This window comes from Thalassospira sp. CH_XMU1448-2, assembly GCF_037027285.1.
Taxonomy (GTDB): Bacteria; Pseudomonadota; Alphaproteobacteria; order Rhodospirillales; family Thalassospiraceae; genus Thalassospira; species Thalassospira profundimaris_C.
In genome coordinates this window covers 627,704-651,148 of record NZ_JAYMEA010000001.1, presented here as the reverse complement: position 1 = coordinate 651,148, position 23,445 = coordinate 627,704, and the positions used below count along the sequence as shown (strand labels likewise).

Sequence of the window (23,445 nt, the reverse complement as noted above, 5' to 3'; positions counted from 1 at the left end):
CAAGGGGAAGAAGGCAAAAAAATGGCTATTTTTTATTTTTATACTGTTTTGTCAGGAGACATCAACTGACATAAATTACAGTTAACTATCTGAATTTACATTGCAAATTTAGAATTCGGCAGATCCCTTCACGCAGATCAGACCGAACAGTATCCAGATCATTAAATACCTTGCCATAGGTCAGCAGACCATGGACATACTGGAAAACAAGGCGGGCCAACAGGGTGACATCACCGTCTTCGCCCAGCATGCCCTCGCCTTTCAGCCCGCGCACCATCGAGGCCAGATATTTGACCTGTTCGCCTGCAAGTTCTCGGGAGCAATCCTGGATTTCCACATCTTCCGGACCGACCTGGCCGCCTGCGGTAAAGATCGGGCACACACAGACTTCGCTTTCTCCCGGAACGGCATGCCTTTTCTGTTTGTCGCAGACCAGCTCGATATAACGATTAAGCTGTTCAATCGGGGGAACTTCGGGGGAAAAGACTGCGCGAAGCTCGTCTTTGCCTTTTTCCCAATGATGGCGTGCGGCAGTCGCAAACAGCGCGGCCTTGCTGTCAAAGTGATGATAGAACGCGCCTTTTGTCACCCCGGCATGCTTGCAGACATCGCTGACACCGATGTCGTGATAACTGCGTGTTGACAGCAATTCGATGGCTGTCTCAAGCAGCTTGATCCGGGTTTCCGCGGCGTTCCTCATGGCTTTTACCTGTATATTGATTATGTGTCACATATACGTACCGGTTGGTATTTTTCAAGGAATCCCGTCCGGAACATTGCAAGATCATCATATAATCATGGCAGGAGGATGACAGGAATGTTCGTAAATTCAAATATTTAAGTGGATATATGAGCCAGACACATAGCAGCCATCGCTGGCGGTCTTTTATTATGCTCCCTGTCTCAATCTCCGCCCCGAAGAGTTATTCAAAGGCCCCGCAAAACAAAAGAGGGCGCAAAAAGCGCCCTCTCTGTTACGTTTTCAACGACAGGCTTGTCAGGGTTCAAGCCCCGATCAGCGCCCTGATCTGACGGTTGGCCACGGTGATCATCGAAAGATCAATCTGCCCGGCCGCACGCAACTCGTTGATCAGTTCATCACAACGCGCGCAGCCGCGCTGATGAGCATCGGCCCATTTATCAACAAGATCAGAACCCGAGCTGCCTTTTTTGCCATCGGCAAGAACCGCACGGGTCAGTTCGCGCTGATGCCCGAACAGATCATCAATCACAGCTGCACGTGCCATTTTCTGCCAATAGGTTTCGGCTTCGATGGACTCGGCTGCGGCGCGCATCAGACCAAGCTGGAAACGTGTTCCAACGGCGAAATAGGTCGATGCGACCTCGATCACGTCACGACCGGTTGCCTCGGCGATCCGGACCACGTCACAGATCGCAACCATCTGGGCAACAGATGCAATGCGACGTGCGAGTTCTTCGGGAACGCCCTGTGCCATCAAAGACTGGGCTTTCTGTTCGAGTGCGGTTCTGAAACCGGCATCCTCCGGGACAATTTCGTCAAAGGCCGAAATCACCTTGGATACCGCAGGACGGAACATCTCGATCTTGGCACCAACGTTAAGCTCCTCACAATTGCGTAGGAACCACTGGGTGACGTCATTGACCATGCGGTTGATGTCACGGAACATGCTGATCTGCAACTTGGCCAGCACCACGTTATCAAGCGCCTCGATCCCGGCCCAAAGTTCCCGCAGACCAAAGACGGCGCGCGTAATCAGATAGCCACGTGACACATCCACCGCCGAAAGACCGGTCGCCTCCATCATGTCATGAACAAACGTGCCGCCAACGCGGTTAACCAGACTGTTGGTCGCCACGGTGGCAATGATTTCACGTTTCAGACGATGGCCCGAAATCGCATCCGCATATTTCTTGCGAAGCGGTGTCGGGAAATACCGCACCAGTTCCTCGACCAGGATTGGATCATCCGGAAGATCGGATTCCAGCACCTCGTCATAAAGCCAAAGTTTGGCATAAGGCATCAACACCGAAACTTCGGGACGCGTCAGACCTTCATGCGCACTGGCACGACGGGCAAGTTCCTCGTCATCGGGAAGATATTCGATCTCGCGGTTAAGACGCCCTTCGCGTTCCAGCATCCGGATCAGACGCACCTGCGCATCAAGCAGATCCGAGCTTGCCGCATGGGCATTGGAAATGGCCTGACTTTGCAGGTAGTTATCGCGAAGAACCAGATCACCAACTTCGTCGGTCATTTCGACCAGAAGCTTGTTACGCTGTTTTTCGGTCATATCGCCCGCAGCAACCACTTCGCCGACAAGGATCTTGATATTGACCTCGTGATCCGAGCAGTTAACGCCTGCTGCGTTATCAATGGCATCCGTATTCAAACGGCCACCGGCATGGGCATATTCGATACGCCCGCGCTGGGTTGCACCAAGGTTTGCGCCCTCGCCAACCACCTTGGCGCGAAGTTCGCGACCATTGATGCGGATGGCATCATTGGCACGGTCACCGGCATCGGCATTGGTTTCGTGACTTGATTTGATATAGGTCCCGATACCGCCAAACCACATCAGCTCGACATCAGCTTTCAGGATCGCCTTCATCATGTCGGCTGGCGTGACCTTGCCGCTATCAAGACCAAGAAGCTTGCGAACCTCGGGTGACGGATCAAGGGTCTTGGCCTTGCGGTCAAAGATATCGCCGCCCTTCGACAGGAGCTTTTTGTCATAGTCGGTCCAGCTTGACCGCGGCATATCAAACAGGCGTTTGCGCTCGGCAAAGCTTTTGGCCGTATCCGGGTCCGGATCCACAAAGATATGCATGTGGTTAAAGGCAGCGACCAGCTTGATCTGTTCAGACAGAAGCATGCCATTGCCAAACACGTCGCCGGACATGTCACCGACACCTGCCACGGTAAATGGCGTGGTCTGGATATCCTTGCCCATTTCGCGGAAGTGACGTTTGACCGATTCCCACGCGCCCCGGGCGGTAATGCCCATTTTCTTGTGGTCATAGCCCTGCGAGCCACCCGATGCGAAAGCATCGTCAAGCCAGAAGCCGTAATCACGGGCCACACCATTGGCAATATCCGAGAAGGTTGCCGTGCCCTTGTCGGCCGCAACGACCAGATACGGGTCATCTTCATCAAGACGGCGAACACGTTCTGGCGGAATGATGTCGCCACCAACGATATTGTCGGTGATGTCGAGCATGCCGCTCATCAGGATTTTGTAGCAGGCAATACCTTCTTCGAGGAATGCTTCGCGCGAGCCATCGGTCGGCGGGCGTTTCACAACAAAACCGCCCTTGGAACCAACCGGAACAATGACCGCATTCTTGACCATCTGGGCCTTGACCAGACCCAGAATTTCGGTGCGGAAATCTTCCTGGCGATCCGACCAGCGGATACCGCCACGGGCCACCGGACCACCACGCAGATGGACGGCTTCGACCCGCGGGGAATAGACAAAGATTTCACGCCATGGACGGGGCAACGGCAAATCCTCGATCATGCCGGAATTGAATTTGACCGACAGATAGGGCTTGGGGTTTCCATCCGCCCCGTACTGGAAGAAGTTGGTGCGCAGGGTCGACTGAACCAGATTGAGGAAGGCCCGCAAAATGCGGTCCTCATCCGGGTTCATCACATCTTCAAGGCGCGACACGATATCGCCTTCGATGGCTTCGACTTCCAGTGCCATGCCCGGATCGCGATCCGGGTCGAACTTTGCAACAAACAGCGACACGATGGCAGACGCCAGTGCCGGGTTGTTGGCAAGGGTGCGCGCCATGTAATTCTGCGAGAAGGCAGACCCCATCTGACGGGTATAACGGGCATAGGCCCGCAGGATCACGACTTCGCGCCAATGCAGGTTGCCCAGCAGAACCAGACGGTTAAAGGCGTCGTTTTCCACTTCGCCATGCCACATGCGGACAAACAGTTCCTGGAACTTGTCGCGCACATCATGCAGGCTGAATTCACCATCGACAACCACGCCGAAATCGTGAATGCGGACATTGGTTTCCACATCGCGCGGACGAACTGTAAACGGGTTCTCGGTGATGACCTTAAGCCCCATATTTTCAAGCATGGGCAAAACATCAGACAACGGCACCGGCGCACCGGGATTGTATATTTTGAAGCGCAGTTCGTTTTCGGCGGCCTCGATCGGACGATAGAGGTTCACGCGAAGGTCATTGGCCTTGATCACATCTTCGATGCGTTCGATATCAAGTGCCGCACTTTCGACCGTGAAACGTTCGCGATAGTCGCTTGAGAAGCTTTCACCATAGCGACGATAGAGCGCAAGACCGCATTCCTCGCCCATTTCACGAACAAGGACCTGACGAAGCGTATCCGTCCAGTCGCGCGCCACCTCAACCAGCTGACGTTCGATTTCGGCAACGTTATATTCCGGCAATTCACCCGGATTGGTTTTGACCAGCAGATGCAGACGCGCAAGCGGGCTGTCCCCGATCAGGGTGTAATGTGCTGTCACCTTGCCGTCAAAGGCATCTTCGATGACCTTCTGGAACTTGAACCGCAGCTTGGTCGAGAAACGATCGCGCGGGCAGAACAGCTGACAGGAAACGAACCGTTCAAACGCATCACGACGGACAAACAGGGCAATGCGCTGACGTTCCTGCAAATGCAGGATGCCCATGCAGATGTGATAGAGGTCATCAAGCTCGACCTGGAACAATTCGTCGCGCGGGAAGGTTTCAAGGATATTGACCAGCGCCTTGCCATCATGGCTGGCAGGCGGGAAGCCGGCGCGCTTGACCGTTTCGGCAAGTTTCATGCGCAAAAGCGGTATCAGGCGCGGGCTCAGGTTATAGGCGACCGAGGTAAACAGGCCGACAAAAAGGTGCTGACCAACGACCTTGCCCTTGGCGTCGAACTGTTTGACGACGATGGTATCAAGATGCACCGGACGATGGACGGTCGATTGCTTGTTGGCTTTGGTCACCATCAAAAGGTTGGGGCTGGTGACGAAGTCCTGAACTTCAGGCGACAGATTTCCGATCTGGCGCAGTTCATCGAAAATATGCGTTCCTTCGCGCGACAGGATGCCGAGCTGATTTTTGACTTCGACATCAGCAGCCGTTTTCTTGCCCGACGTCTTGAAGCGGTATTCGCGATAGCCAAGGAAGGTGAAGTGATCATTATGGAGCCAGCCAAGGAAATCCTTGACCTCCCGACGGTCTTCTTCGGCACCACCACCGGTGGTTTCACCGATTTCATCAAGAACTTCGGAAACCTTTTTAAGCATCGGCTGCCAGTCACGCACGGCAAGAGCCACATCGGTCAGGGCATTTTCCAAACGCTCGTGGATCTTGTCGAGAACCGCCTGATCGGTCTGTTCGTCGATCTCGACATGCATCACCGATTCACGCGGGTCTTCTGAATCCTCAACCCCTGCAACCGATTGGAGTTCGCCGTTCTGATCACGTGCGATGCGCATGATCGGATGGATCACCAGATGCACCGTCAGATCAAGTTCATGAAGAACCGACGTTACGGAATCGACAAGGAACGGCATGTCGGTATTGCTGATCTCGATCACGGTGTGATCGGACTTCCAGCCGTGCTCTTCAAGATCGGGGTTATAGACCCGGATTTTGGCGGCATCGGCCGACGGGCGCTTTTGCGTGAATTTATAAAGCGTCAACGCCGCGCCATAAAGCGAGTCGACCGAGCGACCCGCCATGTCGTCAGGCGGAACATCCTTATAAAAAAGGCGAACGAATGCTTCTGCATCCTTCGCCATCTTGCCTTTTATGCGTTGCTGGATTTGTTCGACAACTTTGTCGATGACTTCCCGTTTCGGGTCGTCTTTGCGGGCTTTCATGTCCAATTTCCCTTTTTCTCAGTTCTGTTTGCCAGAACCGAAACACCGACCTTTGCGGACGGCATCACACACCACGGATGTCACATTTTATTATTTGGGCCGAAACCCGAAAGAAATCGGCGGAAACCGCTATTGGATGACACAGGATTCCAAAGACTTCTTCCAAGGCTACACATAGCTGATCAAGTGCCTAAAAACTATGCTTCTGCACAAAAAAAATTCATTTACCCAACAAGCTAGACTGGGCAAGTCTGATTAACTGTTAGGCATTCCCGTCACAGAATTTTGCCCTTTATTGCGTCGCAAAATGACCTAAACTCATAGAAACAGACCCACACAAAAGAATCCTTCGCACATGCACACCGCCAGGTCGGAGACACACCATGCTTGAAGGCAAAAAGGGACTTATCGTTGGAATTGCCAATGACCTATCCATTGCCTGGGGATGCGCACGTATTTTCCGGCGTGAAGGGGCCGATCTTGCCGTTACCTATCTCAATGACAAGGCCGAAGCGCATGTGCGTCCGCTTGCCGAACAAGTCAACGCGCCAATCATCGCCAAACTTGATGTCCGCGATGAACAGCATTGTGACATGTTGTTTGCCGAGATCGAAAAACAATGGGGAAAGCTTGATTTTCTGTTGCATTCCATTGCCTTTGCCCCAACCGAGGACCTCCATGGACGGGTCGTGGATTGTTCGCGTGACGGGTTTCTGGCGGCAATGGATATTTCCTGCCACTCCTTTGCCCGGCTGGCCAAACGTGCCGAACCATTGATGCAGGATGGCGGCACACTTTTGACCGTGACATATGTGGGATCGGAACGGGTTGTCGATCATTACGGCGTCATGGGACCGGTGAAGGCCGGTCTCGAAAGCATGACCCGCTATATGGCAGCCGAACTGGGCACTAAAAATATCCGCTGCCACGCCATTTCGCCCGGCCCCCTTTTAACCCGCGCCGCATCAGGCATCGCCGAATTTCAGCATCTGATGGATGAAACAGCATTACGTGCCCCATCAAGGCGACTGGTGACCATTGATGAAATCGGTGAACTGGCCGCCTTTCTGGTTAGTGACCGTGCGCAGTCGCTGACCGGCGATGTGGTCCATATTGATGGCGGCTATAACATCATGGGCTAAGTGATCGCAAAGCGCCTGTAAGGAGGCCTAGCGGCGCTTTATCGCATCATCTGCCATCGGGGCGACCCGTCTGATCTGACGGGCCAGTGCCAGTTTGTAATCCGCATCGGGGTCATTTGCCGCTGAAGCAAACAGATCTGGCACATCACCCCCATTGATCGCGACCATCCGGCTTTCGGTATCACTTTGGGTTTCGATCCGGCCCTCTACCAGATGGCGCAGGTCAAACCCTGCCTGTTTCAGGGCTGGTGCGATCAATAAGGTCCGATGGCAATCAAGCGGGTCCTTTTCCGCACACATCAGGCAGATACGGTATTTCGCAGCCCCGGCAACAAGCCGTTCGATCCCGGTTTTGAAATCCGGCGTCTTTGCCATCAGATCATAGTCAAGCTGGCCATCAGGATAGAGTTCCGGCACTTGCGGCTTGCCGCCCATCACATCGCCCATGAAAACATAGGCAATACCGTTTTCGCGCAGGAACGGCCCGAAACTGTCGGCATCAAACGCCGTCCAGTAACTGGATCGCCTGAAGGTTCTGATATCGGCAACCGCCGTTATGCCATGCGCCTTGAACAGCGCAAGCAAACTGACACGGTCATGCCCGGCATAACCGACCGTGAAAATGATCCGATCGTGCTCAGCGATGTCATGTGGATTGGGCCCTGTCATCACACCAAGACACCCGATTGACCGACAAAAGACAACCCTTATCAGCCCTTCTAGTTCGCATTCGAGGCAACCCGCCTTGCATGCACAAGCTGATCAACCAGATGGGCATCAATCGGACGGGAATAGTAGAAGCCCTGCACATTGTCACAGCCGATCAAACGCAGACAATCAAGCTGCGATGCGTTTTCAACACCTTCGGCTGTGGCCTCCATCCCGGCCATATGAGCAAATTCAATAATCGCCCGAACCAGTTCGCGGTCCCGCATCGAAATGTCGATCTGGTCAATGAAGATGCGATCAATCTTGATGATATCGACCTCAAGATTGCGCAGCCGCCCAAGCGATGAAAATCCGGTACCAAAATCATCGATCGCAATCATCACACCGATGTCCTTGAGCTCGCCCAATATGCGTTCGCTGGACTCACCACTGGCCATGACGGTTTCGGTGACTTCCAGAACCAGCCGCGCCGGATCAAAACCGGTTTCGTTCAGAATGGCCCGCACACGCTCGACATAATCAGGATCATCAAACTCAAGAACCGACACATTGACACTGATGCCGACACCGGGCCAATGCAGGGCAGCCTCGCAGGCCGAACGCAAGGCCCATGCCCCGATTTCTCGAATCATGCCGGTTTCTTCGGCGATCGGAATGAACAGATCAGGTCGCACATCACCAAGTTCGGGATGCTCCCAGCGTGCCAGGGCCTCAAAGCCCAAAAGCGTCTCGTCCGGAAGAGCATAAAGCGGCTGGAACTGTAATCTGAGCTGCCCTGCACCGGCATCAAGGGCCGCACGCAGATCATGCTCAATCCGTCTTTTTTCCCGGTTGGCAGCATCCATTTCCGGATCGAAGGCGACATAACAGTTCCGCCCTTTGGCCTTGGCGCGATAAAGCGCCACATCGGCACGACGGATGAGTTCGTCACGCCCGAGATTACCATCCGGATCAAAGGCCACACCGATACTCATCCGTACCGGGATCAGACGCCCGTTGACCTCGACCGGGGCATTGCCCGAAGCAAACAGATTTTCGCAGAAGGCCTCGGCATCAGGCAAATCCGCAATGTTGGTCAGTAACAGGGTGAATTCATCCCCGCCAACCCGTGCGATAATGCTGCCCGGCAGTACTGCAGCACGGAGACGACCTGCGACCGCACGGATCATGACATCGCCCCCGGGATGCCCCATGGTGTCATTGACCTGTTTGAAATGATCAAGATCGATGAATAACAGCGCAATGCCCGGTACATCGCGATCATCACGCATCAAAACGTTATCAACGACATCGTTAAAGCAGGACCGGTTGGGCAGCCCGGTCAGGGAGTCATGACGGGCCATGTGATACATCTGACGTTCGGCCAGACGCTGTTTGCGATAGCGAACCCGAAGCTGAAGCGCAAAAAAACCGATCAGGATCAGCAGCAACAAACCCAATGCCGCCAGCATCGGAAGAAGATAGGAAAAGACTGCACTTCCGGGCCGATAGGGTGACCAGAAAAAATGACCTATGGTCTGGCTGTTCATATCGACCAGACGGTTGGAGGCTTCATGGTCCTGGGTGCGATCAATGACCGAGAACCGCAATCCGTCAAAAAGGAATTTCCGGCCCGTCTCTGTCAGGAATTTGCCATCAAGATAACGCACCGAGACGAACACATATTCCTCACCGGGCACCTGCGCAATGTCACCGGAGTCCGAAACAATTGCCTTGGCACTGACAATAGTTGGTCGGCCATCAACAAGCGCAACATCGACCGCACCGGGGGTCTGCAAATAGGCCCCTGCATCAAGCTTGCCATCATTCTCGCGCATACGGGTACGCAGGATATCGACCAGGTGCAGGATGGTCTTTTCCGCCTTGGAATAATCGAGCGCATATTGCGGGTCATCGACAATATAGGCATGAAGCAGGCGATCATCCGGGGCGAGAACAAACAGCGCGTTGTGATCGAAATATTCCTGCATCCAGATGCCAAGATTCCATTCAATCCATTCTTCATCACCGGCCCGCACGGCATTGAGGGCATCATCCCAAACCGTGACACTTTCCTGATCATGGGCAATCTGGTTGCGCAGATCGGCGATCACGCGCTCAAACAGGTGATTCTGCCGCTCATAAGCGACGCGGTCGGCTTCCTGGGTTGTCCAGTACAAAAGACCAAGACCGCCAAGGTTAAGCAACAACGCACAAATGACTGCGGGCAAAGTCCGCGTCAAAACGAAATTCTTGTTTGAAAAGAAACCGTGAAACTGCACCAATAATCCTTCATCAAGCGCAGAGAAAAAGCCTACCCTTTTGGATAATATCTGCTTCTTTTCAAGTTTGCGATGACGGACTGGTTTTCAATAGCACAAAGCGTTCCAGCGGGCAGAAATTCGCGATTTACCAGAAAATACTTACCGGAAATGGCCCAACGAATCGGCAATAAAAAAGGCTGCCCTTGCGGACAGCCTTTTTAGAACTTTCATCATGGAGCGGGCGAAGAGATTCGAACTCTCGACCCTAACCTTGGCAAGGTTATGCTCTACCCCTGAGCTACGCCCGCATCATCATGAAAGCGATGTGCAAAGAAACCGTCTGATGGAGCGGGCGAAGAGATTCGAACTCTCGACCCTAACCTTGGCAAGGTTATGCTCTACCCCTGAGCTACGCCCGCATTCATCAGTTTGTTTCCTGCCCCTGTGGAGCGGCGCGGATAATAGCCCAACAAAGAGCGATTGCAACCCTTTTTTCCACGAAATCGTAACATTGCAAATTTTGGCAGTTTTCCTTGACTTTATGAGGTCGAATTGCCGAAATCCGACCGGCCTCGCGCAAATTTGCGTCCGGTTTTGAAGTTGGGTATCTTCGCGCGTCACATCCACAAGAGAAACAGCATGAGCAATCCATCAACCGTACTTTTCGATCAGCTGGCAAAACTGGGAATCGAAACGACGACTCATGAGCATGTTCCGCTTTTCACGGTCGAGGATTCGCAAAATCTCCGCGGCGATCTTCCCGGGCTTCATTCCAAGAACCTGTTTGTCAAAGACAAGAAAGGTGAATTGTGGCTGGTCGTCGCAGAGGAAGAGACCGAGATTCGCATGAACCACTTGCATAAGCGGCTGGGGTGTGCGCGTCTGTCATTTGGCAAACCTGAATTGCTGATTGCAACACTTGGCGTCAAACCGGGTTCGGTAACGCCCTTTGCGCTGATCAACGACATGGGCAGAAAAGTCAGACTTGCCCTTGATGCCAAATTGGCCAACGGCAATGTTTTGAACTTTCACCCCTTGCGCAATGACAGAACCACGACAATTTCGTCAGCAGACCTGTTGAAATTCATCACATCTCTGGGGTACGAAGCTTTGATCATTGATTTCGAAGCCGATCTGGAATCAGCGGGCGCTAACTGAATCGCGGACATCCGGGGTAAGTCCTTATAAATACAAACATTTGATTATAGTAATAAATCTATTTCACATCTATGCCTCTTGTCGTCCGGGCAACGCGGCATCATCTAGAAATCAGTTTTAGTGAGTGAACAATAATGTCGATTATTCTTGACGCGAATGCGCCTGAAACGGCCACCAATCCGAACCAGGCATCCGATCTGATCAAGGACAGCAGTGTCGAAACTTTTGTCCAGGATGTTATCGAGCCTTCAATGGAAGTGCCTGTCGTCGTCGATTTCTGGGCCCCCTGGTGCGGCCCGTGCAAAAGCCTGACGCCGGTGATCGAAAAGGTTACCCGAGAAGCTGGCGGTCGCGTCAAACTTGTCAAAATCAACATCGATGAAAATCAGGAACTGGCGATGCAATTGCGCATCCAGTCAGTTCCGACTGTTTATGCCTTTAAGGGCGGTCGTCCCGTTGACGGCTTCCAGGGAGCACAGCCCGAAAGCGAAGTCCGTGCATTCTATGAACGTCTTGCCGGAGGTCCGATTGAAAGTCCGATCGAGGCCCTTCTTGAACAGGCCGCCGCAGCCCTGACCGAGAGTAATTTCGAAGATGCCCACGGGCTCTATGTCAGCGTTCTCGAGCGCGAGCAGGAAAACGAAACTGCAATTGGTGGCATGATCCGCTGCATGGTGGGCATGGGTGAGACCGAAGAAGCCCGTCACTTCGTCGACAACATGTCTGAAGTTGATCGACTGAAAGCGCCAATTTCGGCCGCAATCAGCGCGCTTGAACTGGCTGAAACCGGTTACAGCAGCGAAGATCTTGATGCCGCACGAGCCAAGGTTGCAGCAGACCCGACCGATTTGCGGGCCCTGTATGACCTTGGCATGGCATGCTTTGCGACCAACAAACGCGAAGAAGCCGTCGACGCCATGATCAAAATCATTCGTACCAATCGCGAATGGAATGAAGATGCAGGACGCACTCAGCTCCTGAAGTTTTTTGAAGCCTGGGGTCCGATGGATCCCGCCAGCGTCGCCGGACGCCGTGCCCTATCGACGGTCTTGTTTTCATGAGCATATGCGGTCCTTTTGATCCTGCGTTTTCGGATCTTCCTGATGTCATGCCGGTTTTCCCGCTTAGCGGTGCGCTTTTGCTGCCGCGTGGCCATTTGCCGCTGAATATTTTCGAGCCGCGCTATATCAACATGGTGACGGACGCATTGGGTCAGGACCGCATCATTGGCATGATTCAGCCCCGCCCTGACCAGCATAACAGCTATTTCATGGACCCTGATCACCCGGCCATCTTTTCAACCGGGTGCGCCGGGCGTATCACCGCCTTCAGCGAAACCGACGATGGTCGTTTTTTGATCACATTGACTGGCGTCTGCCGTTTTAATGTTGTTGAAGAACTGCCCAACAATGATGGCGGCTATCGCGCCGTACGCGGCGATTTTGCCCCGTGGAAGGACGATCTCGACATTCCGGCAGATGACATGCCGATCAATCGTGATCGCCTGCGCATGGCGCTTGAGGCCTATTTTGCCCAGCATTCCCTGCGGTCCTGTTGGGATACACTGGCCGATAGCGACGATGAAATGCTGATCACCACCATTTCGATGGGCTGCCGGCTCAGCCCGCTTGAAAAACAGGCTTTGCTCGAATGCACAACCCTGTATGATCGCGGCGATATGCTGACTACGTTGCTTGAAATGGCGGTCCATGCGGGCCCGAAACATATGCATGGCAGCACCAACTGATTGTTAAAGGCCGTTGCATTACGGCGTTATAACCCAAAGGCCGAATTGATGACTGCGACTCACAGCCCGGTAGACCCGAAACTGCTTGAAATCCTTGTCTGCCCGGTGACCAAGCAGGCGCTTGAATATGATCGTGAAAATAACGAGCTGATCAGCCCGAAGGCCGGTCTGGCCTATCCGATCCGTGACGGTATCCCGATCATGCTGCCCGACGAAGCTCGTCCGATCGAAGATTAAGGCGGTATCTGTCCATCATGTCACAGGACGGCTTCACTCCGGAATTCACCCCCGTCGAGATTAATTATCTGCGTGATGACCGTATTCTTGAGGTCATATGGGATGATGGCGTATCAACACGTCTGAGCGCCGAGCTGCTCCGCGTTGAAAGCCCGTCGGCCGAAGTTCAGGGCCATCATCCGTCCGAGAAAAAGATCATCGCCGGACGCCGTCATGTCGGCATCATCGACATCTCCCCGGTCGGTAATTACGCGGTACGGATCAGCTTTGATGACCTGCATGATAGCGGGCTTTACAGCTGGCACTATCTGCGCGAATTGCATGAAAAGCAGGACACGCTCTGGTCGGACTATCTTGCGGCTCTTGAAGCCCGCGGCCTGTCCCGCGACCCCTGATCATCCCCTAATCGATCATTCCCGAATTTTGCATATAAAAACGGCCCCGTCGGGCAGGACGGAGCCGTTTTAAATCTGGCGGTTTCCGGCAAACCGGCGCCGTCAGACGATATCAGAAGCGATAGCCAATACCGACACCAAAGACCCACGGATCAAGGTGCGCTTTTGATGTATTGGCACCGTTATTGATGCTGATATCCGTATCGAGGAAGATTTTCTTCACATCGAGGTTCACTGACCAAGGGCCGGAAATCGCGTAGTCAAAACCTGCCTGGAAGGCATAGCCGAAGCCATCTTCATATTTGACCGAGTTGAACTGCCCCGGTTTGGAATCATAGAAGAAGGTATAGTTGATACCGGCACCGACATACGGGCTCCAGCGGCTTTCGGGCATGAAGTGATACTGCAGCGTCAGGGTCGGCGGCAGCAGACGAACCGAGCCGGCGTCAAGGTTCGGGTTCTGCCAGGTCAGGTCATGCTTGGTGGTTGCCGCGATCAGCTCAAGCGCAAGATTATCCGTCAGGAAGTAGGAAAAGTCGACTTCTGGGACTGCATCGTTGCTCAGCTCGCCATGACCACTCCCAATGGTGTGGTCGTAGGTCTGCTCGTCAGGTACCATGGCAATACCACGCGCACGAATGACAATGTCACCGGCCTGCTTGGTTTTGAATTCTGCGGTCTGCGCATGGGCTACATTACCAGCAAGCAGGGCCGCCGCCATAAGCCCACCCAGTGCGGTTGCACCAATCGTTTTCTTCAAGAATGACATCGTCTGTCCCCTTTTGCATGTATCAGATCGGAGGGGACATTGCGCCTTTCCAATTGCTGACTTGTTGACACAAATCAACATTCGCACATAAAAAACGACAGTATTTTGAACGATTATAACTGAATGGCGATCAGTAAATCAGTTTAAAGCGATTTACCCTGCATCAATTTTGGCAAGGTTCCGGCATAGCCCATCGCATGAGACATGAAGGTCTTCTTGAGTGGCGGGATTTTCTGAACCACAGCCAGACCAATATCGCGCGCCCAACGGATCGGGGCGATATCGTTTGAAAACAGCCGGTTGGTCAGATCGGTCACTGCCAGCATCACCGTGTTGTCAAACCGGCGCCATTGCTCATAGTCACCAAGCACATCGGCACTTCCAATATCACGGCCCAAACGACGGGCATTGACCAGAATTTCGGCAAGCACCGCGACATCGCGAATACCCATATTAAGGCCCTGCCCGGCAATCGGGTGCATGCCATGCGCCGCATCCCCGATCAGGGCGATCCGGTCATCGGTATAGTGATAGGCATGCTGAAGACCGAGCGGATAGCAAAAACGCGGGCCGACAACTTCGAGATCACCAAGATAACCGTCAAAGCGCCGATGCAATTCATCGACAAAGGTCTCTTCATCAAGATTGACCAGATAATTGCCAAGCTCCGTACTTTCCGTCCAGACAATCGAACAGCGATTATCGGTCATCGGCAGAATGGCAAAAGGACCGGCTGGCAGGAAATGCTCGACGGCCAGACCGTTGTGCGGCTGCTTGTGCTTTACGGTGCAAACCACGGCACTTTGCTTGTAACTCCATTCATAGGTCTTGATACCTGCCCATTTACGCAGCATCGAGTTACGCCCCTCTGCCCCGACAGCAAGCGGCGCACGAACCTGACGACCATCTGCCAGCGAAATGGTCATGCCGCCCTGATCACGCGCAATCCCGGTGACACGCGCCGGTGCGATCATTTCAATCAGGTCGCTTTTTGCAATCGCTCGATATAACGCACCGCGGGTGACAAGATTTTCTACGATATAGCCCAGCGGTTCGTTACCGACATCATGGTGATCATAATGCAGGAAAAGCGGGCTTTGGCCGTCGGCAATGCGGATATCAAGGATCGGCTCGGCCTCGTCAGCCATGTGTTCCCAGGCACCGACCACTTCGAGCACCGCCTTGGAAGCCGCTGCAATCGCGCAGGTCCTGCCGTCATAATTGGCACTGAGGATGGTTTTAGGGTCAGCATAATCAATCACTACCGACTTCATCCCGCCATGGGCAAGTGCCAGCGCCATGGCAGCACCATTAAGGCCGCCGCCCAGAATGACGACATCGGTATGAAGTACCTGTTGATCATGCATCTTGAATATCCTGCTTCAGCCAGCCTCGCCCGTCCCGCTTTCATACGACCTTTGATCACATGCCAGCGTTGACCTGACGCAACATCTGTAACCGCCATCGGTTACAGCCATATTTACCCCGGCCACTACCGGCCCACAACCCACCCCGTCCTGTTGTGGTCGCAAATTGTCATCCGATGAGCATTACGGGGATCTGCGCCGCTACGGATCACAAGCAAATTTGACCTGGATAATCGCAGAATCCCGCCCGGTTTCATGCTGCTGGTCCGATGGCACTCCTGATTGCCGGAATGGCGTGGGTCACTCATCACCTTGAGCTACAACAGCTTTTTGCTGTGCTATCTCTTTGATTAAAAAATATGCACATTTTTTAAACAGAAACAGATTCTGTGCATATTTTAATCCTGCATTTTCATTGCATCACTGCCGGGAAACCTGGAAAACACTATATTTTATCATTATAAAACAAATACTTATAAGTTTTATTTTGAGTCTGGCACGATTCTTGGTTTGGAAGCTGTGACTGCGAAATCGTGATTACCACGTTGGTACTCAACGGATATGCCGGGAGGTCGCAATATTATGAAACTTGTTACTGCTGTCATTAAGCCGTTCAAACTCGATGAAGTCCGCGAAGCGCTCAGCGCGCTTGGCGTTCAGGGTCTGACGGTCACCGAAGTAAAAGGTTTTGGCCGTCAGAAAGGCCAGACCGAAATTTATCGTGGTGCTGAATACATGGTCAGCTTCCTGCCGAAAGTGAAGCTGGAAGTCGCCATCACGGATAATCTGGTCGATCAGGTTGTCGAAGCTATCACCAAAACTGCTCAAACCGGGAAAATCGGGGACGGTAAGATTTTCGTTCTTGATGTAAGCCAGGCGGTCCGTATCCGTACTGGTGAAACCGGCGACGACGCCCTGTAAGTCCAGAGACAAGGGGAGACATTATGACTATTTCCATGAAGAAAACCGGCCTTGCTGCTGTGGCAGCTACCGCCCTTCTGGCAATCGCTTCTCCGGCCTTTGCTCAGGACGCAGGCGTTTCGGCCGAAACCCAATATATTCTTAACAGCTTCAGCTTCCTGTTCAGCGGCGCGCTGGTCATGTGGATGGCTGCTGGCTTTGCGATGCTGGAATCCGGCCTCGTCCGTACCAAGAACGTATCCACCATTCTGTTCAAGAACATCGGTCTGTTCTCGGTTGCAGGTATCATGTATTACCTCATCGGCTACAACCTGATGTATATGGATGTTTCCGGCTGGATCGGTTCGCTGAGCCTCTGGAGTGCTGATGATGCAGCTGCTTTGGGCGGCGATTTCTCTGGCGGTTATTCCGCAACGTCTGACTGGTTCTTCCAGATGGTCTTCGTTGCAACCGCAGCTTCGATCGTTTCGGGCACTGTTGCCGAGCGTATCAAACTGTGGCCATTCATGATCTTCGTCGTTGTTCTGACTGGCGTTCTCTATCCGATCACCGGTGCATGGACCTGGGGTGGCGGCTGGCTCTCTGAAATGGGCTTTGCTGACTTCGCCGGTTCGACCATCGTTCACTCGGTTGGCGGCTGGGCTGCTCTGACCGGTGCGATCATCCTTGGTGCACGTAAAGGCAAATATGGCGCAGACGGTTCGGTTCACCCGATGCCGGGCTCCAACCTTCCGCTTGCAACCCTCGGTACCTTCGTCCTTTGGCTCGGCTGGTTCGGCTTCAACGGTGGTTCCCAGCTTGCTATGGGTTCTGGTGCTGATGTCATCGCGATTGCCAACATCTATGGCAACACCACGATGGCTGCTGCCGGTGGCGTTGTTGCCGCAGCGATCCTGACCCAGATCCTTTACAAAAAGGTCGACCTTACCATGGCACTTAACGGTGCACTGGCTGGTCTGGTCTCGATCACGGCTGGTCCGGACACCCCGACCATCGGTTCTGCCATCATCATCGGCGCAATCGGCGGCATTCTGGTTGTCATCGCAGTTCCGCTGCTCGACAAACTGAAAATCGACGACGTTGTTGGTGCGGTTTCGGTTCACCTTGTCTGCGGCATCTGGGGCACGCTTGCTGTTCCGTTCACCAATGACGGTGCATCATTTGGCGTACAGCTGACCGGTATCGTCGCAATGGGTGCCTTCACCATCGTTACCTCGGCCATTGTATGGCTCATCCTGAAGTTCACCGTTGGTATCCGTCTCTCGGAAGAAGACGAAGCCATGGGTTCGGATGCTGCTGAACTCGGTCTGGAAGCTTACCCGGAATTCGGTAAGGGTTCCCAGCGCTTCTAAGCGATTTGATTTCCTGACGGGTATCGGGCTTGCCCGGTACCCAGCCTGTCAGACCAACTGGCCCGCCCTGGATTTTTCCACGGCGGGCTTTTTGTGCATTGCTGCCTTTTTGGGCAGCCTTTTGTTCATTGCGAAGGCAGAACCCCTTTTTCTGCCCAAACTCGCCTTCCATTCCCTGACGATCAAAATACCTCCCAAGACCTTGCTGCTGCTGGCTTGCATCCCCCTTGTGCATCCGTTGGCACGAAAATTGATCTTGGCAGCTCCGAACCAGAGTCCGGCGGCCCCGACAAGACCGGACCGAGAGGAAACGCTAAAAAGGGGGATGCCTGATGGAGGCTTTCCAGACTGCCTCGGACGTATTTTTCGTCCTGATGGGCGCTATTATGGTGCTCGCAATGCATGCCGGTTTTGCTTTTCTTGAAGTCGGCACAGTGCGCAAGAAGAACCAGGTCAACGCCCTGGTTAAGATCATTGTCGATTTTGCGGTTTCGACGATTGCCTATTTCTTTGTCGGCTATAGTATCGCCTATGGTGTTGATTTTATTACAAGTGCATCGGTTCTGAGCGGGCATGCTGCAAGTGACGGCGTCCCGGCCTTTGCATCAAGCGGCTATGATCTGGTCAAATTCTTTTTCCTGCTGACCTTTGCAGCAGCAATTCCGGCGATCATTTCCGGAGGCATTGCCGAACGTGCACGCTTCTACCCGCAGCTTTTTGCCACCGCCATTCTGGTCGGCCTGTGCTATCCGCTGTTTGAAGGCATGGTCTGGAACAATAATTTTGGTTTCCAGGACATGATCGAAACAGCATTTGGCGCGCCCTTCCATGACTTCGCCGGATCAATTGTTGTCCATGCGGTTGGCGGCTGGATTGCACTGGGTGCGGTTATCAGCCTTGGTGTCCGGCGTGGCCGCTATACCAAATCCGGCGGCTTGATCGGGATTCCACCATCAAACATTCCGTTCCTGGCCCTTGGATCATGGGTTCTGTGTGTTGGCTGGTTCGGCTTTAATGTCATGTCGGCCCAGTCGGTTTCGGGCATCACCGGACTTGTTGCCGTCAACTCGCTGATGGCAATGGTTGGCGGCATCCTGACAGCCCTTATTGCAGGACGAAACGATCCGGGCTTTGTCCATAACGGCGCCCTTGCCGGTCTTGTTGCGGTCTGTGCCGGATCAGACGTCATGCATCCGATCGGTGCGCTTGTCACCGGCGGGTTGGCAGGTGTCCTGTTTGTCTGGGGCTTTAACCAGTGTCAGGCGAAATGGAAAATCGATGACGTTCTTGGTGTCTGGCCCCTGCATGGCATGTGCGGACTGATGGGCGGTATCGCTTGTGGTATCTTTGGTCTTGAAGCCCTTGGCGGCATGGGTGGCGTTTCTTTTGCAGCCCAACTTGCCGGATCGCTGAGCGGTGTTGTCTTTGCCACCATTGCAGGCTTTGTCGTTTACGGCGTGATCAAGAAAACCATCGGCATTCGTCTTTCCGAAGAAGACGAGTTTGACGGTGCTGATATCTCGATTCACAAGATCGGGGCCTATCCCGAGGATGACCTCCGCGCGAGCTAGGACCGCACAAAACATCATCCCCAAATTTCCCGAAGCCCGGAAAGCCCGTCTTTCCGGGCTTTTTGCACCTTCGTGCCCTGTCTCTTAAATCTTTCTTTGCACTTTTGGCATAGGGGTAAAGTCAGGGGAATTTACCCATATTCTGCATAACGGCTCCGTGGATCATGACGGGGCACAGATCAAGCTGGAATGACGACGACCATGTTTAACGAACGCCTCGATCAATTGCCTGCCTATCCGTTCCCGCGATTGGCAGCCCTGCTTGACGGTATTGAACCCGGTCAATCCCCGCTGGTGATGTCAATTGGCGAACCTCAGCACGAGCCGCCCGCCATGATCACCGAGGCGATGGTTAAATATGCCAGCCTTTGGCACAAATATCCGCCCGGTTCCGGCACGCCCGAACTGCGCGACGCCATCAAGAACTGGCTTGATCGCCGTTATAACCTGCCGACGGGCATGATTGATCGTGATGATCATGTTTTGCCCGTCGCCGGTACACGCGAAGCCCTGTACCTGATCGCCACCACTGTCATTCCACAGGATCAGCCGGGCCCGAAGCCCAAGGTCTTGCTGCCCAACCCGTTCTATCAGGTCTATTGTGGCGCAGCCGTTTTGAATGATGCCGAAATGGTACCGCTTGCCGCGGGCCCGGAGACCGGCTTCCTGCCCGATCTTGATCTAATTGACGACGCAACCCTTGATGCCTGCCGTCTGTTTTTCCTGTGTTCGCCCGCCAATCCACAAGGATCGATTGCCTCGCCGGCCTATCTTGAACGGATTATTGGTCTTGCACGCAAGCATGACTTCGTTCTGGCGATGGATGAATGCTACGCCGATATCTATGACAGCGAGGCACCGGTTGGGGCCCTTGAAATCTGTGCAAGTCAGGGTGGAAACATGGACAACATTCTTGTGTTCCACAGCCTGTCGAAACGATCAAGCGCGCCGGGCCTGCGGTCGGGGTTTGTTGCCGGTGATGCCAAAATCGTCAAACGCTTTACCGCACTTCGCAGCTATTGTTCGGCAACCATTCCGATGCCGATCATGGCGGCATCAACCGCGCTTTGGAATGACGATGTCCATGCCGAGGAAAACCGCGATCTTTACCGCGCCAAGATTGATGTTGCCGCCGAAGTCTTTGGCAACCGGTTTGGTTTCTATCGCCCGCCGGGGGGATTCTTCCTGTGGCTTGATGTGGGCGATGACGAAGCCGCAACCAAAAAGATCTGGAAAGAGGCCGGGGTAAAGGTCATTCCGGGCAGTTATCTTTCGATCACGGACAAGGATGGCAACAATCCGGGCAAGCAGTTCATCCGCATTGCCCTTGTTCATGATCTTGCAACCACACGCGATGGGCTTACGCGGATTGCCGCGGCGCTGGAAAGCTAAGCCTTTCGCGCCAAAGCAGTCATTAAGCCCAAACAGGACCTAACCAGAACGGATACCCAGATGAGCAGTCAGTCGAACATTCTTGGAACCGCCTTCATGCCCGGCAGTCTTGTGACTTGGCTAAAGCGCAGCGGTTTGCGGATTTGCGGCCTTGGTCTGGTGTTTCTGGCCATTGCCCTGTTCATCATGCTGATTGGCTTCCATCCGGGCGATCCGTCCTTTAATCATGCAACCGACCGCGGCCCCATTTTCAACCCGCTGGGTGTTATTGGCGCTTATGGCGCGGATCTGATGTTGCGCACCCTTGGTCTGGCGTCGGCCCTTCTGAGTGTTCTGATGCTTGGTTGGGGCTTGCGTCTGATTGCGGTCAAACCGTTTAGCTGGATGTGGGTACGGTTTCTGGTATTGCCGTTGGCCTTGCTTTTGGTGGCGATTTCGGCGGCGGCTATTCATCCGGGCATGCACTGGCCGCTGACCGTGGGACTTGGCGGTTTTGCCGGTGATCTTCTTCTTGCGAAACTGCAGACCGGATTTGCCATGATCGGCGTACCGGGTGCACGCGCAATCATTGCCTTGGCGTCAATGCTTCTTGGCATGGCCCTGACCATCTTTTGCATGGCCTATTCGCTTTCGGATTGGGCTCGTCTGGGCGGTGCTCTGTCCTTTACCGCAGGCAAGGTGATTGCGGGTATCCGTGCCGTCATTCCGACCGGCAGCAACGATGAACCGGTTGCCAAACGTGCACCGGGATCACGGCAGGAACCGTCGCTTGATAAATCGAAATCCAAACTGGGTTCTGTTATCTCCACCCGTCGTTCCGAGCCGAACATGGAACCGGACGATGACGGAGACGACGCGTTTGACGATGATGATGGTATCGATCACGAACCACCTGTTCACATTGTCGCCGCCCCGGCAGCCAAGCTGCAGCCGAGCCCGAAGGCCGCAGCCCAGCGTCAGGCATCCTTTGATCTGGGATCGGACGAATATCGTTTCCCGCCGCTTGATCTGCTTGGTGAACCCGATCCCACCGATGCCAATCAGATCGATCAGGAAGCCTTGGCACAGAATGCCCGTCTGCTTGAAACTGTGCTTCAGGATTTCGGCGTAAAGGGCGAGATCGTTCAGGTTCGCCCGGGCCCGGTTGTAACACTCTACGAGCTTGAACCGGCAGCCGGTGTTAAGTCTTCACGCGTCATTGGCCTTGCCGATGATATCGCCCGCTCCATGAGTGCGATTGCCGCCCGTGTTGCCGTAGTGCCCGGGCGCAACGTTATTGGCATTGAACTCCCAAATGCACGGCGCGAAACCGTACATCTGCATGAAATCCTGGCCTCCAGCGATTTTGAAAAGAATACCGGCAAACTGAATATGAGCCTTGGCAAGGATATTGGCGGCACCCCGGTGATTGCCGATCTTGCCAAGATGCCGCACTTGCTGATTGCCGGTACGACCGGCTCGGGTAAGTCGGTCGGTGTGAACGCAATGATCCTGTCATTGCTCTATCGCCTGAAGCCCGAAGAATGCCGCTTCATCATGATTGATCCGAAGATGCTCGAACTGTCGATTTATGACGGCATCCCGCATCTTCTGACCCCGGTTGTGACCGATCCGCACAAGGCAGTTGTTGCCCTGAAATGGGCGGTGCGCGAAATGGAAGACCGGTATCGTGCCATGAGCCAGGTCGGCGTGCGTAACATTGCAGGCTATAACAAGCGCATCAAGGAAGCCTCCGCCAAGGGCGAGCAGCTTACCCGTCGTGTTCAGACCGGCTTTGACCCGGAAACCGGCAAACCGATCTTTGAAGATCAGGAATTGCCGATGGAGCCGTTACCATTCATCGTCATCATCGTGGACGAGATGGCCGACCTGATGCTGGTGGCAGGCAAGGATGTCGAAGCATCGATCCAGCGTCTGGCACAGATGGCCCGTGCGGCGGGTCTGCATCTTATTATGGCTACCCAGCGCCCGTCGGTTGACGTGATCACCGGTACGATCAAGGCCAACTTCCCGACACGTATTTCCTATTCCGTGACCTCGAAAATTGACTCACGCACCATCCTTGGTGAAATGGGTGCCGAACAGCTTCTGGGTCAGGGGGATATGCTTTACATGGGTCAGGGTGGTCGTTTGCAACGTGTCCACGGCCCGTTCGTCTCGGACGAGGAAGTCGAAAGCATCGTCAAGCATCTGCGCGATCAGGGCGACCCGTCCTATCTTGAAACCGTCACCGAAGAACCCGAAGAAGACCCGATGGCCGCCTATATGGGTGGCGGCAATGCAGGTGCAGGCGGCGGATCGGATGATGATCTTTATAATCAGGCCGTCGGCATTGTCCTGCGCGAGAAAAAGGCATCTACAAGCTTCATCCAGCGCAAACTTTCAATCGGCTATAACCGTGCCGCGCGCATCATCGAACAGATGGAAGAAAACGGTGTGGTTTCCGCCGCCAACCATGTCGGCAAGCGTGAAGTGCTGATGGAAAATATGGATGGCAGTCCTTACGAATATTGATCGGGATAAATCCCGTTTTCCATGGACGCACCAACAATAAAAGGCAGGCTGAAATTCAGCCTGCCTTTTAAAATGTGTATCTTCCGATATTCAATATACGAAACCGGTTAAGTGACCAGAAAATTTGC

17 protein-coding genes and 2 tRNA genes are annotated in these 23,445 nt (G+C 53.8%); 11 read left to right on the top strand and 8 right to left on the bottom strand.

Going from position 1 to position 23,445, the window contains the following annotated elements; genetic code table 11:
- Positions 1 to 85: 85 nt before the first annotated feature.
- A complete protein-coding gene (locus tag WA318_RS03025) occupies positions 86 to 700 on the bottom strand; it encodes a TetR/AcrR family transcriptional regulator (RefSeq protein ID WP_114096593.1) in 615 nt (204 codons plus the stop codon).
- A 304-nt stretch (positions 701 to 1,004) separates the two neighbouring features.
- Positions 1,005 to 5,840, bottom strand: a complete 4,836-nt coding sequence (locus WA318_RS03020) for an NAD-glutamate dehydrogenase (protein WP_336079942.1) — start codon at positions 5,838 to 5,840, stop codon at positions 1,005 to 1,007.
- Positions 5,841 to 6,223: 383 nt separating this feature from the next.
- On the opposite strand from WA318_RS03020, the gene fabI reads away from it, so the two are divergent.
- The gene (fabI, locus tag WA318_RS03015; RefSeq protein ID WP_336079941.1) at positions 6,224 to 6,982 is read left to right on the top strand and encodes an enoyl-ACP reductase FabI; all 759 of its coding nucleotides are present in this window, start codon (positions 6,224 to 6,226) and stop codon (positions 6,980 to 6,982) included.
- A 27-nt stretch (positions 6,983 to 7,009) separates the two neighbouring features.
- Here fabI and WA318_RS03010 read toward each other — a convergent pair whose 3' ends face one another.
- The 4 genes from WA318_RS03010 to WA318_RS02995 all read right to left on the bottom strand — a co-directional run bounded on the left by WA318_RS03010 (position 7,010) and on the right by WA318_RS02995 (position 10,313).
- On the bottom strand, positions 7,010 to 7,651 hold the full coding sequence (locus tag WA318_RS03010; RefSeq protein WP_336079940.1) for a DUF488 domain-containing protein: 642 nt from the start codon (positions 7,649 to 7,651) through the stop codon (positions 7,010 to 7,012).
- Positions 7,652 to 7,701: 50 nt separating this feature from the next.
- Complete coding sequence (locus WA318_RS03005) at positions 7,702 to 9,912, bottom strand: putative bifunctional diguanylate cyclase/phosphodiesterase (RefSeq protein ID WP_336079939.1); 2,211 nt, start codon at positions 9,910 to 9,912, stop codon at positions 7,702 to 7,704.
- A gap of 215 nt (positions 9,913 to 10,127) precedes the next feature.
- Positions 10,128 to 10,202: transfer RNA gene (locus WA318_RS03000), tRNA-Gly, on the bottom strand.
- Positions 10,203 to 10,238: 36 nt separating this feature from the next.
- Positions 10,239 to 10,313, bottom strand: a tRNA-Gly gene (locus WA318_RS02995).
- A 220-nt stretch (positions 10,314 to 10,533) separates the two neighbouring features.
- Here WA318_RS02995 and WA318_RS02990 point away from each other — a divergent pair.
- From WA318_RS02990 to WA318_RS02970, 5 genes are all read left to right on the top strand, one after another.
- Positions 10,534 to 11,052 carry a prolyl-tRNA synthetase associated domain-containing protein gene (locus WA318_RS02990; RefSeq protein WP_336079938.1) on the top strand — a complete coding sequence of 173 codons (519 nt, stop codon included), beginning with the start codon at positions 10,534 to 10,536 and terminating at the stop codon, positions 11,050 to 11,052.
- Between the two features lie 134 nt (positions 11,053 to 11,186).
- Positions 11,187 to 12,113 (top strand): thioredoxin, encoded by a 927-nt coding sequence (gene trxA / locus WA318_RS02985; protein ID WP_336079937.1) that lies wholly within the window; start codon positions 11,187 to 11,189, stop codon positions 12,111 to 12,113.
- A complete protein-coding gene (locus WA318_RS02980) occupies positions 12,110 to 12,799 on the top strand; it encodes an LON peptidase substrate-binding domain-containing protein (protein ID WP_114096586.1) in 690 nt (229 codons plus the stop codon). Before trxA ends, WA318_RS02980 begins: the two co-directional genes overlap by 4 nt.
- Positions 12,800 to 12,847: 48 nt before the next feature.
- Positions 12,848 to 13,036 (top strand): Trm112 family protein, encoded by a 189-nt coding sequence (locus WA318_RS02975; RefSeq protein ID WP_101246487.1) that lies wholly within the window; start codon positions 12,848 to 12,850, stop codon positions 13,034 to 13,036.
- 17 nt (positions 13,037 to 13,053) lie between these two features.
- Entirely contained in the window at positions 13,054 to 13,431 is a 378-nt protein-coding gene (locus WA318_RS02970; RefSeq protein ID WP_114096585.1) for a gamma-butyrobetaine hydroxylase-like domain-containing protein, read from the top strand.
- A gap of 112 nt (positions 13,432 to 13,543) precedes the next feature.
- Here WA318_RS02970 and WA318_RS02965 read toward each other — a convergent pair whose 3' ends face one another.
- Together WA318_RS02965 and WA318_RS02960 are read right to left on the bottom strand one after the other, a co-directional pair.
- Entirely contained in the window at positions 13,544 to 14,200 is a 657-nt protein-coding gene (locus WA318_RS02965) for an OmpW/AlkL family protein (protein WP_336079936.1), read from the bottom strand.
- A 143-nt stretch (positions 14,201 to 14,343) separates the two neighbouring features.
- Positions 14,344 to 15,567, bottom strand: a complete 1,224-nt coding sequence (locus WA318_RS02960) for a UbiH/UbiF/VisC/COQ6 family ubiquinone biosynthesis hydroxylase (RefSeq protein WP_336079935.1) — start codon at positions 15,565 to 15,567, stop codon at positions 14,344 to 14,346.
- A 582-nt stretch (positions 15,568 to 16,149) separates the two neighbouring features.
- Here WA318_RS02960 and WA318_RS02955 point away from each other — a divergent pair.
- The 5 genes from WA318_RS02955 (at position 16,150) to WA318_RS02935 (ending at position 23,317) form a co-directional block, all read left to right on the top strand.
- Positions 16,150 to 16,488, top strand: a complete 339-nt coding sequence (locus WA318_RS02955) for a P-II family nitrogen regulator (protein ID WP_007088725.1) — start codon at positions 16,150 to 16,152, stop codon at positions 16,486 to 16,488.
- A gap of 23 nt (positions 16,489 to 16,511) precedes the next feature.
- The gene (gene amt, locus WA318_RS02950; RefSeq protein ID WP_336079934.1) at positions 16,512 to 17,840 is read left to right on the top strand and encodes an ammonium transporter; all 1,329 of its coding nucleotides are present in this window, start codon (positions 16,512 to 16,514) and stop codon (positions 17,838 to 17,840) included.
- Positions 17,841 to 18,172: 332 nt separating this feature from the next.
- Complete coding sequence (locus WA318_RS02945) at positions 18,173 to 19,411, top strand: ammonium transporter (protein ID WP_336079933.1); 1,239 nt, start codon at positions 18,173 to 18,175, stop codon at positions 19,409 to 19,411.
- Between the two features lie 189 nt (positions 19,412 to 19,600).
- Entirely contained in the window at positions 19,601 to 20,803 is a 1,203-nt protein-coding gene (locus WA318_RS02940; protein ID WP_258548585.1) for an aminotransferase class I/II-fold pyridoxal phosphate-dependent enzyme, read from the top strand.
- Between the two features lie 60 nt (positions 20,804 to 20,863).
- Entirely contained in the window at positions 20,864 to 23,317 is a 2,454-nt protein-coding gene (locus WA318_RS02935; RefSeq protein WP_114096580.1) for a DNA translocase FtsK, read from the top strand.
- The last annotated feature ends 128 nt before the right edge of the window (positions 23,318 to 23,445 follow it).